The sequence below is a fragment of the Tumebacillus amylolyticus genome (genome assembly GCF_016722965.1).
GTDB classification, from domain to species: Bacteria; Bacillota; Bacilli; order Tumebacillales; family Tumebacillaceae; genus Tumebacillus; species Tumebacillus amylolyticus.
The window spans coordinates 253,910-269,195 of record NZ_JAEQNB010000005.1 but is presented as its reverse complement, the minus strand read 5'-3'; the positions used below and the strand labels follow the sequence as shown (position 1 = coordinate 269,195).

The window sequence follows — 15,286 nt, the reverse complement described above, 5'->3', positions numbered from 1 at the left end:
CATGACGATATCCTATGAGGTGATGGCGTTGAGAAAACTGTACAAAATGGAAATGTCCGATATTTTGCTCGCCGCTTCTGAACTCGACGGAAACGAACGCTTTTTGCAAAACAACCCGATCGACCATGACATCGTACTCGCGTCCCAAGAAGTGAATGGATCAGGATCAAAAGGCAACGGCTCGAAAGGCAACGGCTCGAAAGGCCAAGGATCAAAAGGGCACGGCTCAAAAGGCCAAGGCTCAAAAGGCCAAGGCTCGAAAGGGCAAGGCTCAAAAGGCCAAGGCTCGAAAGGGCAAGGCTCAAAAGGCCAAGGCTCGAAAGGACACGGCTCAAAAGGCCACGGCTCAAAAGGCCACGGCTCAAAAGGCCAAGGTTCGAATGGCCAAGGCTCAAAAGGACACGGCTCGAAAGGGCAAGGCTCAAAAGGGCACGGCTCAAAAGGCCAAGGCTCAAAAGGCCAAGGCTCAAAAGGCCAAGGTTCGAAAGGCCACGGCTCGAAAGGTCACGGCTCAAAAGGGCACGGCTCAAAAGGCCAAGGCTCAAAAGGCCACGGCTCGAAAGGCCACGGCTCGAAAGGCCACGGCTCAAAAGGAAAAGGGCCGAAAGGGCAAGGTTCGAAAGGAAAAGGACCGAAAGGAAAGGGACCAAAAGGAAAAGGACCTAAAGGCTCTGAAAAAAATGGCAATGCTTCCGATGGCAAAAGCTCTAATGACAGCGGTAAGAAATCGGACGACTAACTCATCGCTTGCAACTGCCAGCCGGTTTTCTTAGGCGCCGCCGCTCTCCAGCTTTGCGGGGCGATGATGACGGTGGGCAGTTGCTGGACAAAGACAAACGAAGTTCGAACAAGAAAAGGCTACCCTCCTAAAGTAAAGGAGGGTAGCCTTTTCTCTTTTTTCGTACCCTCGGAGTTTGAGTAAAAGCATGAAAACAATATAATCAATCTAATTTCTGTCCGTGACTAAAGTATTATTCACGAGATAGTTTTAAAGGTAGATTGTACTGTTTACGAACTAGAAAAATCTAGCTATATTGGATACAGAAGTAATACATTTACTAGAAGGGTAGGTTTTTATAATGAAAAAAGGTTTGTTGTCTGCTCTGACCCTCGCTGCAGCGTTCGCACTGGTTGCGGCACCGGCTACCATCGTTCCGACCTCTGCGTATGCAGCTGACGGCACTTGGAACCAGATTCCTACCAGTTCCTCTTACATCACCACTTCCTACACCACCTACAGAGCGTTTGTAACCGACGGCGGCGACGTCAAAGTTTCGCTGGTCTCGAACAGCACGGGCGGCAGCGTCTACGCTCGCCTCGTGAACCAAAGCGGCACGGTCATCGGCGGTGCAGCTCCGATCAGCGGCGCTTCCTCCATGGTATGGACCGGCATGAAGGCAGGCTCCACCGTCATCGTGGAATTGAAAACGACGGGCTCCGCCGGCTACGTCCTCGCAAATATCTGGGACTAAACTGAACTGCAATGAAAAACACCCACTAGAACTCGCTAGTGGGTGTTTTTTCATTCCTCAATCGAACCGCCAATACTCTGAAGATGCGCTCGGAACGAATACTCCGGATCTCCAGCCCGCTTTTCCAAATACTCCGTAAAACGAAGCTGTTCCCGCAAGGTCTTGCCGGAACGGATCAAGTCCGCCTGTTTGCGTTCGTTCCGGGAGATCGTTTGTGCAATCTGCAAAAGCTGCTCCAGATCGACCTGACCGGAAAGAAACAGCACCCCGTCGTCATCGGCAAACACCAGATCCTCAGAAGTCAGCGTAGAGGAGCCAAAACACGCGCTCTCCAACGCAGCAGCTTCTCTCACATCCAACCTCTGCGGACCGCTCGGACTCGATCCATAGCTAAACACAGGGAACCCAATCTCCCGCAATTCGGACGTATCACGATGCAGTCCCCAAACGACCATCCCCGCCAAACCGCTGGCTTGCGCTTCCAAGACGGTCAAATCCCCGATGCACGCTTCATCCGTTCGACCTTGGTTGTCAATCACCAACACATCCCCGGCTTCTGCCTCATGCATCGCTTCCAAAAAAATATCCACACTCCCATAATGCCGCACCGGACAAACACGACCCGCCAAACGAGTGCCTTCCACAACCGGGCGAATACCGGCAGGAGCTACTCGGTAGGGAACTTTCATCCGCAAGCAGGCATCAGCAAGCAACGGAGTAGAGAGTGTTTGAAACGCATTTTGCAACTGATTAAGATTCAAATTCTTCAACCTCCATCTCGTTTTACTGCTTTCAATATCATACCATTCGCAACAGGAACTTGACGACCGGGGTCGAAGAAAGGCTACAAAGAGAAACGAGGTGCAGCTATGGGAAACATAACAATTGAAGTTGTGAAGGATGGAAACATCGAGCAGTGCCGAGAGTTGTGCAACGAACTCATGGCCTTTCAAAAATCTATGGCCACGCTCTCACCCGAGACATTCGACACCATGAACTTTGACACACGAATGAAAAAAAGCTATGAAAACGCCTTAGCAAGTCAAGTGATCGTGGTGAAGGACAACGGGGTTCCCGTCGGATACGTTTTTTCTACCGTGGACAACATTGCAAACAGCAAGAACTCGATTCCGGATTGGGCACCCGTCGTAGATCCAGAAAACAACAAGGGTTTTTATCCGGATTGGGATCATCTCCCCGACAAGATTGGGTGCCTGAACAACTTATACATACGTGATGGATATCGCGACATGAAACTCGGTTCCAAATTGTTTACCCTGTCGATGGAGTGGCTGGAGAGCTTTCCGGATGTGGAGGTCGTCTTTATTTTCGTATCGAATGGCAACGAGGCAGCGCTCAATTTTTACCTCAGTCGTGGGTTCACGTATAGTCACGATGTATTCGGCGGATTTATCAAGGCTGTCTATAAGTCATAGTTTGAGCAGGATACACCATCGGTTTTTGCTGATGGTGTATTTTTTTTGAAGGCACTTGGATACTTTGAATTAAAAAAAAAATCTCCGGTCAATATCAATTTTTTAATATTAGAAATTCTTGTTGACGAATTGTTATCACGTGATTTATAGTTAAAACACAAGAAGTTTTCGAATAGTCAGACGATGCTTCTTGTTGAAAAATCGGTAGGAGCCAAGAGGGTGAGAAAGGGAGGGCAAGTCGGATGTTGTATGCCACGCAATACATCTATGACTACAAGTTGGAAGATGAAACGCATGTAATCCTCAACACGCTGACCGGTGCGCTCGATGTCGTGTCGGAGCGGACGACCAAGCTTTTGAAAAGCAAGGGACCGCTCGATCCGGCGTTGTTTGACGCGGACGAATTGGAGGTCTTGACGGAGCGAGGGTATCTGTTGCCTCACGATGAAGAACGGGCACAGGTAGCCACTTGGTTCTCCGACTACGCCGAGAGGATGAAAGCTTTTCACTTCATCGTCTGCCCGACCTTCACATGCAACTTGCGCTGTCCTTACTGTTTTGAAGACTTGGAGATTCGTCAATCGAAAACACGCATGTCTGACGAACAAGTCGAGAAGATGTACGAAGCGATGGACCGCTTGATTGAAATGCGTGGTGCGGAATATGCGCACCTCCAACTCTACGGAGGCGAACCGTTCCTGCGAGCGAACCGCGATCTCGTCTCTTCGATCATTGAACGCGCGGTCTCCAAAGGATGGGGCGTTTCGGGGATCACCAACGGCACGCAAATCGACGCCTACTTCGATCTCTTCGAACGACTCCCGGCGGGAACGATCGAACAGATCCAGATCACGATGGACGGCCCGGAAGAGATGCACAACCAACTGCGCATCTACGCCGACGGTCGAGGGAGCTACGAGGAGATTAAACGCAATGTCACCCGTTTGCTGGAGTTGGAAGTCCCCGTCCTGTTGCGGGTTAACACCGGCATCGACAATGTGTCGGAACTCCCGCGCTTGGTCCAAAGCTTTGAGGACAACGGCTGGACGCAGCATCCGCACTTCCAATGCCAAATCGCCCCGATCACCGACCATGGATGCACCGGTTGCGTCCCGAACTACCAGCCGGAGTTCAAGTTGATGCGCCAGTTGCACGAGTTGTTTGAAAACTGGGAAGAGGCGCGGGAACGCTACCACCTCATGCTCGGTTACGATCTGGAGCGTCGCACGAGCTTGTTGCGCCGAGCGCTGTACGGTACCTCGTCGGAACTCGCAGAAGCGATCGACCTCTCAGGTTGCAGCGCTTCGAGACAGCACTATGTGGTGTTCGGAGCAGAAGGACTTCTGTATGCGTGCCCGGAGACGGTCGGCATGACGGAGATCGCCATCGGTCGTTATGCGCCCGAGTATGAACTCGACACGAAGTCGTGGAACAAATGGGCGGTGAACATTTCGAACACTTCGAAATGTGCGAGCTGTAACATCGCACCTGTCTGCGGCGGCGCTTGTCCGTTACAAGGTTTTAACTCCAGTAGCTTCGATGCGTATGAGCCGCACTGCAACTTTGCGCAGCAGAGCATCAAATCCTATCTGGATCTTAATAAATCGCGTGTGCTCGAATTGCTGGAAATGGTGCCGTAAGTACACCCACTTCGTTTTCAACTTTCCACCGACATTTGTTCATACATATGCTTGGTGGAGAAACATACAGATTTTTAAAACCCAAAAGGAGAGTGAATGTAATGAAATCTTTGAACAACACGAAATCCCTGTGGAGCAACCTGTCTGTGAAGGAACTGTCCAACACGAACTTCGTAGCAGCTTGCTGCGCGAACGTTAAGATCGACGCTCAAGCTAAGAAGTAAGAAATGCGGATGCCTGACAGCACACGCTGTCAGGCACCCTTTCTATTTAGGCAGGTAGAAGCTCAGGAGAAGAGGGGATAGCAGGATGGTGGTCACTCGTTTTGTCTACATTCATCCCATTCAGGATGCGAAATATGTCTTGGTGAACTCTCTATCTGGTGCGGTGGACTTGGTGGAAAAGGACGTCGTTGATGCCTTCCACGCCATTCGAAGCGGTGAGGACCCCGCAATGTCTCTCGAAATGGAGAGCGATCTGCGCGAACGCGGTTATCTGTTCGATTCGCGAGCGGCGGAAGATGAAGTGGTGGAGCGTCTCGTAGCCCATGGGCAAAAGGAGCGCGCAGCCACACACCCGCTTGCGTTTATGATGATCCCGACGATGTCGTGCAATTTGCGATGCCCGTACTGTTTTGAACCGCACAAACTGCATGAGACCTCGCAGGTTATGTCGGTGGAGCAGGTGGAACTTGCGTTTAAAGCAATCGATGAAATTCGCGACATGCGAACCGACATGCCGTTGGCAAGCGTACATCTCTTTGGCGGTGAACCGTTGCTTCCGATCACGGAGAGCGTGGTGGAGTTGATCTTGCAACGAACGGCGGAACGCGACTTGGATATGACGATCACGACCAACGGCACGCATACGGCGCGCTTTTTGGACATGATGCGTCCGCATCGCGAGCGGTTGTTTTTCCAGATCACGATGGACGGTATCAAAGAGATTCACGATACGCGTCGCATCACCGCCGGAGGTACAGGCACGTTTGACCAGATCACCAAAAACATCGGGTTGCTCGTCCGTGAAGGGTTCACGGTGGAAGTTCGGATGAACCTCAACGAGGACAACGTCGATGCAGTCCCGGAATTCTTGGAATTCGTGAAGTCGGAGAACTGGCACAACTATGACAACTTCCAAATGGGTTTGTCGCCGGTCACGAACTACACGGGTCTTGGCGGAGACGGGTTGCTCGCTCCTTATCAAGTGGAAGAGCGTGTTCGAAATGTCGTGCCGGAGCCGCTCTTCAAAGAAGTGCGGGTCGCGTTGAACGGGGACTTCTCCCGCTTGAACAAACCGGTCGCCGATGTGCTCGGAGAAAGTTTGATCGAAGGTCGGTTCATTCCGAGCCTGTACTATTGTGAAGCAGCAGGTGCCTTGTTCTATTGCTTCACGCCGGACGGGTTGGTGTACCCGTGCAACCAAATCCTCGGGGATTCCAAATGGGCGATCGGCTCATACGACCCGGAGTTGAAGCTCGACCCGGAGATGGTGGAACTGTGGCAAGGACGCAATGTGACGAACATGACAGGTTGCATGGAATGCTCCATCGCCTTCTTGTGCTCAGGCGGTTGCCCGGTGCGCGCGTCGATCACGTCCGGTTCTCCGATGGATTCGTACTGCGGCACTTCGAAAAAAGAATTGACCGAGTACTTGGATTCGGTCGCACCGAAATTGATTCAAATGGAAGAGATGGCGTAGGAGGCGAGCCAATGAGCAACGAAGCGATGGCTTCCGCATTCGTGGTGTACGCAAAACCGCGCGACTCGCTCTGGTTGCCAACACCTGTGCTGCATCGCGTCGTCGACGCGGTGCTGCGGGCTTGTTCTCCAACCGTGCGCGCCGCGTTGCCATTTGACTCGTATATGATGCCGCTCCTGCCGGCATGGGTACGACGCGAGGTCTGGTGTGAGGAGCCGTTGCAATTGCGCGGGGAGAATACCAACCAACCTGATGCTTCGTATGGAGATGCTGTGTTGATGGGCCTGGCGGAGTTGGTGCTCACGGCACTTCGAGCCCAAGAGTGGCGACTCGTGGTGGAGGTGCCGACTCCGCTGTTCATCGGGCAAGGCGACCGACGCTTTTTGCATCTGCTCAGCACTTCAAAAGCAGGGCAAGAAATCGGCGTGGAAGTGCGGCGGGTTCCCGTCACCGACCAGTCAGCCGTGGGGAGAAGCAAAAGTCGTGTTCCACTGACGTTGCGCGCCCTGCGTCGAAACTGCGCCCAACGGGTGTTGGTGGCCGCTTTACGCGGAATCGACCATGCCTTGCTGGCCGGGCTGTATCGAGAAGCGGCTGTCAAATTGGTGTTTGCATCACGACTGTTTCGAGACCATGAGACGATTCGTCGTGTGTTTGTGGATCGGATGAGTTTTGCTTATACGATGCTTGGACAACATGAACGGTCGCTGGCTTGTCGCAAATGGCAGGTAGCTCATGGGGATCAGCAGGCGGACGTGTGCTCTGCGTACATCGATTCGGCGATACAGCGGTTGCTTGCGGGCGTCACCGAAGAATCGATGCGCGAGAGTCGCCGTGAATTCGCTCAAGCGTTGGCGTTGCGACCCGTTGTGGAAGCCGCGCAAGACCGCACATTGATTGCCTCCATGTGGTGCAATTCATTTGCTTTGTGGCTGTATCGTGCGGGGAATTTACAAGCAGCAAGCCGTGCATGTGCACGAGCGTACCAGGCGTTGGAGGAGCAGGAACTTTTGCAGACGCATCTGGGACAACTCGGCATCATCTGCACCAATGCGGTGCGTGTGGCATTGGCTCGAGGTCAGCAAGAACACGCTTCCCTCTGGGCCGACCGGTTGGCAGCTGTGGCGACCGACCATCCACAAGTGTTGGAACAATGCGGAAAACTCTATGCGCGACTCGGTCATTATGAAGCGGCAGCCGCGTGGACAGAGCGAGCCGTGCACGCGGGACCTCCCATGCCTCGTCTGCTGAAAAATCTCGCACTCTACCGCTATCATACGGGCGAGTATGCGGCGGCACTGTCTGCCATCGAGTGGGTGTTGAGCTGGCAGGAGGGAGAGACACAGGCGTTTATGTTGCACGGCGCAATCCTTGAAGCGCTGGAAGATGTCGTACAGGCGGAAAAAGCCTATCGCCAAGCACTCGAAAAATCACCTGAGCAGGCCACCGTGTGGGCTGACTTGGGACGTGTGCTCTGGGAGCAGAATCGTTTCGATGAAGCGTTGCAGGCGTTGGAGCAAGGCGTCCGGTGTGCGCCGGAACGCGCCGATTTACAGGAGTTGTTGACGATGTTGACACAGGAGCGAAATGCGCTTGATTCTCATGGAGGTGAGTCCCCTGATCCACTTAATCCGTCCTCCCTATAGTACCGATTCCATCTGTCCACCGATCAATTTGCTGGCCTTGGCCGCGTACGTCGAACCGTATCATCCCGTATCGATCTCCGATTTTGTCATCTCTTACGTGCGCAAGGAACTGACGATGGATGCGGCCGGCATGGAGCAGGCAGCGAGACAGATTCTCCAGCATGACGCACAGGTGTTGGCCTTCACGTCGATGTGCAGTTCCTATGCGGCTGCGTTGCGCATTGCCGAAGCATGCAAACGGCTCGATCCGAGTCGGTTCATCTTGTTTGGCGGCCCACATGCAGGTTTTGTGGCACGCGAGACATTGGAAGCGTTCGACTTTGTCGATGCGATTGTGCTGGGAGAAGGCGAAGAAACGTTGTTGGATCTCTTGAATGCGTTGCGTGACAAGCAGACGCTTCACGGCATTCCATCTCTTGTGTTTCGCGATGGAGGGGAGATCATCGAGACGGATCGTCGCAAAGTGCTGGACGATCTGGGCGACCTCCCGTTCCCGGCGTTTCACCTGATTCAAAATGTTGACTCTTACTATGAACCCGGAGTGGATCGCTTCATTGAAATCGAAGCGGGTCGCGGATGTCCGTTTAACTGCAAATTCTGCTCCACATCGCTGTTCTTCTCGCGCCGTTATCGTCTGAAAACGCCGAAACAGATCGTAGATGAGATGATGTGGCTGAAACAGAACTGGAACATCACCGGCTTCGGACTGATTCATGACAATCTGACGGTGCGCAAAGACATGGTGCGTGAGCTGTGCGAGTACATCAACGATACGGGTGTGCCGTTCCAATGGTACTGCTCGTCCCGCACCGATACGATCGACCGTGAAATGATGGAGTTTATGAAGGAAGCCGGTTGCCAAGGCATTTTCTTCGGCGTGGAGACAGGCAGCCAGAGCATGCAGAAAACGGTGGGCAAACGGTTGAAATTAGACCGTTCGCGCGAGACGTTCCGCGACTTGGCCGAAGTGGGCATCGACGCCACCGCTTCTTTTATCATCGGATTCCCGGACGAGACGCTGGACGATCTGGAGGATACGTTGTCGATGGCGTTGGAAGTGCGGTTGTACGGCACTCGCGATGTGCAGTTGCATCCGATCACCGCTCTGCCCGGCACGGAAATTCTAAATGAACACGAAGATCGCTTGGTGTTCCATGAGCATGTGCTTACGTTCCACGACATCACGTCGGTCATCGAAATCTCCGACGTGGAGATGGAGTGGATTCGCAATCATCGTCGTCCTTTCAGCAATTTCTACGCCGTGCCTCCTCTGCACTACCCGATGGAGTTGGTGTATCAGATTCGCGGATGCTACTTCCACCTCATGCATGAGCGTGGCTACACGCTGTACTCGTTGCAAAAAGCGAGCGGCATGCGACACGTGGAGATCGTCGAACAGTTGGTGCAACTCCTGCCCGATTCCTATCGAGAATGGACACCCGAACGGTTGACCCATGCGCTGGAATCGTATGTGGCCGAATTCCCCGGTGAAGTCGGTGCGTTCGTGCGCGATGTGTTGCTCTATGAGCAGACGATGCGAAAAACGGCAGAATTCACAGATGGTGCCAACGGTTGGATTCGTTACAAAGGGGCGATGCCGGAGGTGTATGCGGCAGACAACCGAGAAGTTTCGCTTAAGCCTTTGCAGGTATTGGAGTTGTCCTATGACGTTCCGACGTTGATGAAACAGATGTTGGTGGAACCGACTCTCACACGCGAAATCCGGGAGTATCATCTCGCAATTGTCTTTGAGTGGGAAGCTCACAATGTACGCACGATGGAGGTCGATCCGTTGACGGCGGAGATCATGAACCGTGTACAAGGGGGCAGCACGCTTGGCGCCTGCCTACAGGAACTGTCTGATGAGCATCCGTTCCTGACGAGCGATGAAGAGCGTCAAACTTGGCGCGACGAAGTGATGACTCATTTGGATGCGGCGAACTTGTTGGTTCATCCGGCTTCCTCCTCGAAACATCTCGTCGAGGGGTTGTGACCTTCTATGTGGATGCACTCGCTGGCAGGGGTCGCTGCGGTGTTGTTTCTCCTGCCGCTTCTCTACGGGCTGAGGATGAGTTATGCCCACGAACTGTGGTGGGGTTGGTATCGCATTGAACTCACCCCGTTTCCCTCGCCACTTGCCACTCGTTCGCCGATCGGCGGTTGGATGGGAGCCGGTCTGATCGTTTCTGGCATCGCACTCGTTCAGGCGTTTCAACACGGCACGATGCCTCTGCTCGCCGGAATTTTTGTGGCGGTGGAGGCGGCGTATGCGCTGCTTTTCTATCGAATGGGGCGGCCTCAAGCGCCCGATCCTGAATCGTTTCCCGTGTTGACATTTGGCCTCTGGCACAACGGATTGTTGGAAGAGGTCTGGTTCCGTGGGCTGTGGTTGCTCGTATTTCGAGGGTTGGGTTGGACGAGTGCGTTTTCGATGTGGTGCTTCATCCTCTCCACGGCTCTTTTATTTGGACTGTACCATCTCTGGCGGGTGAGGCCGATCCGAGCGCTGGATACGACAGGATTCGGCGTGGTGCTCGGGTATGTCGCTTGGCAATACGGACTGCCGGCCGCTGTGTTGCTGCATCTTGCGCACAATGCGTTAGCGGTACCGTTGTATCGTCAGCAGGAGAGAGCTTCCCTGTGGTGGCGCAATCGGAGGCTGCTTTTGGTCGGGCTGGCGGTCATATCTCTCACAGCTTGGCTGTAAGCAAGGAGGAGACGCCCGTGTGGACTGCAATCTCCAATCGATCCTTTCGCGCACTTTGGCTGAGCCAACTCATGTCAAAGGGGGGCGACCAACTGCGAAGTTGGTCGATCGTGTATTGGATTTTTACCACCAGTGGACAGTCGCCTTGGATGCAAGCGATGCTCCTGTTGGCTGATTTCGGACCGGCCGCGTTGCTTGGGCCGTTCGCCGGTGTGTTTGTGGATCGGTGGTCGCATTTGCGCGTGATGCGATATGCTCACTTGATCCGCGCTGTGTTTTCATTTGCCCTGATTCCTGCTTTTGCTTCCGGGAGCATCGGGTGGGTGTTGCTGTGTGTGACGTTGTCCTCGGTGGTTGCACAGTTTTTCGAACCGGCCAGCAATGCGCTCGTGCCCGCCTTGATCGAAAAAGATCAGTTGATGGCGGCGAACAGCGTAACCCGTGCGAGCAACACACTGTGGTTGTTGCTGGGGCCGGTTTTGGCTACGACGTTGTATCATACCTACGGACCGACGACGACATTTGCACTGGATGGGATTAGTTTTGTGTTGGCGTTTGGTGCGCTTCTTTTTATCAAAGGGCCGCAAGCCAAGCAGGTGCAGGAAGAAGGCTCGCGCGACCAAGAGGTCGAGGCGAAAAGGGAACGGGGAGGATTTTGGAAAGAACTGGGCGATGGATTGCGATTTAGTTTCAGCAACGGAACGGTGCGGGCGATTTTGTTGCTGCTCGTCATGCTGAGTTTTGGCATTGGCGTAATCAATCTGCTCGGCCTCTTTTTGGTCAAACAAGTCCTCGGACTTCCCGACCTGTACGTCGCATGGGCAAGCACGTCGCAAGGGGTCGGTATGTTGTTGACAGCCACACTCCTTGGCTTGATCTCCAAGCGAATTCGTTCTCATCGCACGATGACGGTCGTCTCGGTCGTAATTCTCGGGATTGGCGTGGTGCTGTTTGCCTGCTCACAAAACGAGTTCCAGTTGATCTGCTCTCGCTTCCTGATCGGCGGGGGAGTAACCGCGATGAACGTGGCGATTACCACGTTGTTCATGCGGGAAGTGCCGGAACATCTCATGGGCCGTGTCGGTTCCGTCGTGGAAACGGCGCCTACTTATGCCATGTTGCTTTCCATGTTGCTCGGCAGCACGTTGGCGGCCTGGTTCTCGATTCGAGGGCTGTTTATGGGTGTTGGCGGTCTGTTTTTACTGACGGCGCTGGTGGCGATGCGCGAATTAGGCGTTGGGTTGTTTGGTAAGCGAAGAAAGCAAGAGGAGGGCAAAAAAAACCTTGCCTCCTGACGGGACCCCCTGTGTGGGGTCTTTTTTCGTTCCAGGTCCGATTGAGTTGCAAAACACTTCACATAATTTACCATATATGGTACAGTTAATTCCGTAGTTTCTAAATATTGGTATCGGAGGTATCATGGAATGAAAGGTCCTTTCTTTAAAACCGTTGCATGCTCACTACTCGCTTTACTTTCGGTAACGTATGCGACGGAGGCTCATGCATATAAACTTTATGGAGGAAAATACACGCAGAGCCCGTATTCTCAAAAGTATTATAATGATGCAACAACCTATTCTACCTCCAGCCTTATGAACCATTATCTGGCTTTTGACAGTGCTGTATCATCTTGGAGTAACACATCGCACACGTATATCTGGTGGGTGAAAACAACGACTCAGAGTGATTCGATCCTTGATGTAACCTCTCTTTCGGATAATGATACAACCTTATTCGGACGAACGGAGCATTACGTTGGAAACACCGTCATCACGGATGTGAAGAACAACTATTGGTACTGGGCGAGATGTTGGACAAATACCAATGCGACTTGGGACAATTCTATGGCAACGTATAAGACGAAAGGTCTAACGCTCCAAGAGGTGTCAGCGCATGAAGTCGGTCATGCCCTTGGGCTTGATCACACGGGCAACAGCATGTTTGATTATGCGAGTTACGGAGGCACGCTCATGTTCTACAGCCCCGATCCTTACTGGGGGCATGGTATTTACGGACCTACATCCGATGAAGTATCCGGCGTACAGAAAATGTACGGGACGAGACCTTAGGGGGTTATGAAATGAAAAAAATGATCGTTGGGGCTTCCGTTTTCGTCGTTTTGTGTGGAGCGTTTGCAGGTGTGCTTCTCATGAGCAACGGGGAGACCATTCAGCAAAAAGTCGAAAATGTGTTCAGTCCGGCTGCTAGCAATTTCAAATTCGTGAACGAATCCCAGTATCCGATTGTATCGGGCGATGCAAGCATGATGACGTTTTCGAGTCTTCAGGAAGTAAATGATCATTCCACTTTGATTGCGGAAGTATCAATCAAAGATCAAAGCACAAAGTACCTCTCGGAGAATCCGCCGACAGTTGAAACATGGTCCGAAGCCGAAGTGAAACAAGTTATAAAAGGAGACCCAAGCCTCAAATCGATCACCATATCGGAAACCGGCGGGGTGATCGATATGTCGAAATCCAAAGGAAACGAGGCGCGTGGTGGCAACCTCGCTCAAAAAAGTGTTCCTTTCATTGAAGATGCGGTAGAAGGCAGCACAGTCATGAAAAAAGGAAATACCTATATCGTATTTTTGAAACCGGGTGCCATTCCGAACAGCTACACGATAACAGGCACGGTGCAAGGGAAGATTCGCATGGATGACGCAACCGATCAAAGTGTAGTGACCGTTGATCCGGAACACTTCTCCCAGAACAAGGATCTGTTCTGGTTGCAACGTAAATTTGCAGGTAAATCCAAAAATGAAATTCTCGCAGAAACAAAAGCAAATCTGAAATAGCCTAGAGCAGAATGGATTTTTATGCTGAATGCATCGAACAAGCAGAAGGGGATTGGTCCTTTCTGCTTGTTCTTTTTTGGTGATAAATTTTTATTCTTAGATTGTGTTACTATTGTATTTAAGATACGATCAGCCATTTCGATGAAAGAATTGCAAGGAGGTGTTTTGATGACGATCCTTTCAGCCCTCTACATTCGCGATGGGGAGCGAATTGAAATCACTCCCAAAGACATACAGGTTCATTTGTATGAAGCAAAGTACAAAGGGAACTTGTTCTGTGCCTCCACAGGCTGCGATGCACAAATTGAATACGTACACACGACAGGGTCTACGAGGTATTTTCGAACGTGGAAACACAACAACCACATTGATAGTTGTATACACAAGTTTATTCGTGAGTCGGGGAAGGTCGGAGTCAAGACCGACCAAATTCTTCATGTGGAAGCATCCCGAAGTAAAAAAGCGAAAGTGCTGGATGAGGCGTTCGCGATTGCGAAGCTGAACGAGCAAGAACGCGAGGCAATCAGAACGAACCGTCGACCGAAGAGAAGTTCTTCCACAACTCGTACCGTAGAAGGTACCCAAATAAAACTCGTTTTGTTCGATGGTCTTGACGAAGGGACGATCATTCGTGAGGGTTTTCGATCTCCTCCGATCTTGAAGCGAGAGGCCGCGGCACTCAAACCATCCGACGTAGGAAAAATAAGACTGGTATTCGGTGATATGCTAGACGTAGAATCAGAAGTCTCACGTGCGCTGTTTCGCCTCGACGGTGGCAATAAATCGGTTCATATTCGATTTGAAGAAGCATTTTTCGCGGGCAATCCGACGTATCAAGGATTGTTCCATCACGCAACCAGATATTGTTCTGACTATCAAAATGTGAAATTCGCCGGCATTGGGGAAGTTCGACTCGGCGCAACGGGAGAGTATGAACTGTTCGTCTTCCAAGGTCAAGATTTTCAACTGCAAAATATCTCACTTCCATCACTGGCAGCCTTCTACACAAGTGGTTTGATGGATTGAGGAGGATCTCACTTCATTGTGGTACTCGTGAAATTCGGCCAGCATAAACGCCTCCATACCATTGAATAACTCGGACATTTCGACATGATTGGCATTCGCTTCAAGCCGGGGGAGTCGATCCGTTTTTACAATTTCCGGTGTCGGAATTGTGGAGGAGATTCGAGAGTATTTACCTACTTGGGAGGGTTTCTGCTTGTGCGTTTGACGCATTCACAAGTACCAAAAACCGCTTCACGAGATGGACAGGCAGACTCCGGTTCAGTGGGGGGACATCATCGAGATGTCGAGTGTTAAATGAAAGGGCTTCCGCGAGGAGGTCCTTTTTTTAGTGGGTGCACGATCAAATTGCTTTTGATCCGACATAAGTGTGATGTCGTATATGCGTCAAGCATGGAAACCTTTGGTCAACGTATTCGACAACTGCGAATGAAAAAAGGGCTTACTCAATCGCAATTGGCAGAAGGCATCATCACGCCGTCCAGATCAAGCAGAGGACGCGTGCCAAGCAGTTCGTAATCTGTTGCCTACTATCCATCCCTATCAAGCATGGGGAGCCAGAATTCAGGCAGGTATTGCTCAGGCTCGTCATCAACATGCTGTAGCGGTTACGTATATGAAACAAGCGGCAGAGTGCTTTAAGCTCACGGAGTGTCTTGCGGAATACGAAGAGACGATGCCCGTTTGTATGAGTCGCATAACGACTGCCAAAGTGCGCTACGTGTGATGCACGAGATGTGGTCATTCAATTGTCAAGCGAGAGAGAGTAGGGGGATGGTACGATGAGCCGGAACTCTCTCACTAAACAATTCAAATCTATGGTTCGGAATTTTTCTGTCCGATGCAAGACGGTTTATAGCTAAA

Annotated in this window: 14 protein-coding genes; 13 read left to right on the top strand and 1 reads right to left on the bottom strand. The window is 51.9% G+C overall.

Annotation, left to right across the window (positions count from 1 at the left end; all coding sequences use genetic code 11):
- Window positions 1-155: 155 nt before the first annotated feature.
- Together JJB07_RS16735 and JJB07_RS16730 are read left to right on the top strand one after the other, a co-directional pair.
- Complete coding sequence (locus tag JJB07_RS16735) at window positions 156-773, top strand: hypothetical protein (RefSeq protein ID WP_236588144.1); 618 nt, start codon at window positions 156-158, stop codon at window positions 771-773.
- Window positions 774-1,079: 306 nt separating this feature from the next.
- Window positions 1,080-1,472, top strand: a complete 393-nt coding sequence (locus tag JJB07_RS16730) for a hypothetical protein (RefSeq protein WP_201637038.1) — start codon at window positions 1,080-1,082, stop codon at window positions 1,470-1,472.
- A gap of 50 nt (window positions 1,473-1,522) precedes the next feature.
- Here JJB07_RS16730 and JJB07_RS16725 read toward each other — a convergent pair whose 3' ends face one another.
- Window positions 1,523-2,233, bottom strand: coding sequence for an RraA family protein (locus tag JJB07_RS16725; protein WP_201637036.1), 711 nt, complete (start codon window positions 2,231-2,233; stop codon window positions 1,523-1,525).
- Between the two features lie 108 nt (window positions 2,234-2,341).
- On the opposite strand from JJB07_RS16725, the gene JJB07_RS16720 reads away from it, so the two are divergent.
- From JJB07_RS16720 to JJB07_RS16675, 11 genes are all read left to right on the top strand, one after another.
- The gene (locus JJB07_RS16720) at window positions 2,342-2,908 is read left to right on the top strand and encodes a GNAT family N-acetyltransferase (RefSeq protein WP_201637035.1); all 567 of its coding nucleotides are present in this window, start codon (window positions 2,342-2,344) and stop codon (window positions 2,906-2,908) included.
- Window positions 2,909-3,150: 242 nt separating this feature from the next.
- The gene (locus tag JJB07_RS16715; RefSeq protein WP_201637034.1) at window positions 3,151-4,548 is read left to right on the top strand and encodes a radical SAM/SPASM domain-containing protein; all 1,398 of its coding nucleotides are present in this window, start codon (window positions 3,151-3,153) and stop codon (window positions 4,546-4,548) included.
- 101 nt (window positions 4,549-4,649) lie between these two features.
- Window positions 4,650-4,772 carry a hypothetical protein gene (locus JJB07_RS24285; RefSeq protein WP_283809140.1) on the top strand — a complete coding sequence of 41 codons (123 nt, stop codon included), beginning with the start codon at window positions 4,650-4,652 and terminating at the stop codon, window positions 4,770-4,772.
- An 85-nt stretch (window positions 4,773-4,857) separates the two neighbouring features.
- Window positions 4,858-6,249, top strand: coding sequence for a radical SAM/SPASM domain-containing protein (locus tag JJB07_RS16710; protein ID WP_201637033.1), 1,392 nt, complete (start codon window positions 4,858-4,860; stop codon window positions 6,247-6,249).
- A gap of 11 nt (window positions 6,250-6,260) precedes the next feature.
- Window positions 6,261-7,895, top strand: coding sequence for a tetratricopeptide repeat protein (locus JJB07_RS16705; protein ID WP_201637032.1), 1,635 nt, complete (start codon window positions 6,261-6,263; stop codon window positions 7,893-7,895).
- Window positions 7,852-9,888 (top strand): B12-binding domain-containing radical SAM protein, encoded by a 2,037-nt coding sequence (locus tag JJB07_RS16700; RefSeq protein ID WP_236588173.1) that lies wholly within the window; start codon window positions 7,852-7,854, stop codon window positions 9,886-9,888. The genes JJB07_RS16705 and JJB07_RS16700 overlap by 44 nt, the downstream gene beginning before the upstream one ends.
- 6 nt (window positions 9,889-9,894) lie before the next feature.
- Window positions 9,895-10,602 carry a CPBP family intramembrane glutamic endopeptidase gene (locus tag JJB07_RS16695; RefSeq protein ID WP_201637029.1) on the top strand — a complete coding sequence of 236 codons (708 nt, stop codon included), beginning with the start codon at window positions 9,895-9,897 and terminating at the stop codon, window positions 10,600-10,602.
- A 17-nt stretch (window positions 10,603-10,619) separates the two neighbouring features.
- Window positions 10,620-11,897 (top strand): MFS transporter, encoded by a 1,278-nt coding sequence (locus JJB07_RS16690; protein WP_201637027.1) that lies wholly within the window; start codon window positions 10,620-10,622, stop codon window positions 11,895-11,897.
- A 129-nt stretch (window positions 11,898-12,026) separates the two neighbouring features.
- Window positions 12,027-12,671, top strand: coding sequence for a matrixin family metalloprotease (locus JJB07_RS16685; RefSeq protein WP_201637025.1), 645 nt, complete (start codon window positions 12,027-12,029; stop codon window positions 12,669-12,671).
- Window positions 12,672-12,682: 11 nt separating this feature from the next.
- Window positions 12,683-13,399 (top strand): hypothetical protein, encoded by a 717-nt coding sequence (locus JJB07_RS16680; RefSeq protein WP_201637023.1) that lies wholly within the window; start codon window positions 12,683-12,685, stop codon window positions 13,397-13,399.
- Between the two features lie 168 nt (window positions 13,400-13,567).
- Window positions 13,568-14,425, top strand: a complete 858-nt coding sequence (locus JJB07_RS16675; protein WP_201637021.1) for a hypothetical protein — start codon at window positions 13,568-13,570, stop codon at window positions 14,423-14,425.
- Window positions 14,426-15,286 lie beyond the last annotated feature (861 nt).

Coding starts and splice junctions, on each gene's coding strand:
- JJB07_RS16735 (WP_236588144.1), top strand. CDS start 156: ATGGATCAGGATCAAAAGGCAACGGCTCGAAAGGCAACGGCTCGAAAG.
- JJB07_RS16730 (WP_201637038.1), top strand. CDS start 1,080: ATGAAAAAAGGTTTGTTGTCTGCTCTGACCCTCGCTGCAGCGTTCGCA.
- JJB07_RS16720 (WP_201637035.1), top strand. CDS start 2,342: ATGGGAAACATAACAATTGAAGTTGTGAAGGATGGAAACATCGAGCAG.
- JJB07_RS16715 (WP_201637034.1), top strand. CDS start 3,151: ATGTTGTATGCCACGCAATACATCTATGACTACAAGTTGGAAGATGAA.
- JJB07_RS24285 (WP_283809140.1), top strand. CDS start 4,650: ATGAAATCTTTGAACAACACGAAATCCCTGTGGAGCAACCTGTCTGTG.
- JJB07_RS16710 (WP_201637033.1), top strand. CDS start 4,858: ATGGTGGTCACTCGTTTTGTCTACATTCATCCCATTCAGGATGCGAAA.
- JJB07_RS16705 (WP_201637032.1), top strand. CDS start 6,261: ATGAGCAACGAAGCGATGGCTTCCGCATTCGTGGTGTACGCAAAACCG.
- JJB07_RS16700 (WP_236588173.1), top strand. CDS start 7,852: ATGGAGGTGAGTCCCCTGATCCACTTAATCCGTCCTCCCTATAGTACC.
- JJB07_RS16695 (WP_201637029.1), top strand. CDS start 9,895: ATGTGGATGCACTCGCTGGCAGGGGTCGCTGCGGTGTTGTTTCTCCTG.
- JJB07_RS16685 (WP_201637025.1), top strand. CDS start 12,027: ATGAAAGGTCCTTTCTTTAAAACCGTTGCATGCTCACTACTCGCTTTA.
- JJB07_RS16680 (WP_201637023.1), top strand. CDS start 12,683: ATGAAAAAAATGATCGTTGGGGCTTCCGTTTTCGTCGTTTTGTGTGGA.
- JJB07_RS16675 (WP_201637021.1), top strand. CDS start 13,568: ATGACGATCCTTTCAGCCCTCTACATTCGCGATGGGGAGCGAATTGAA.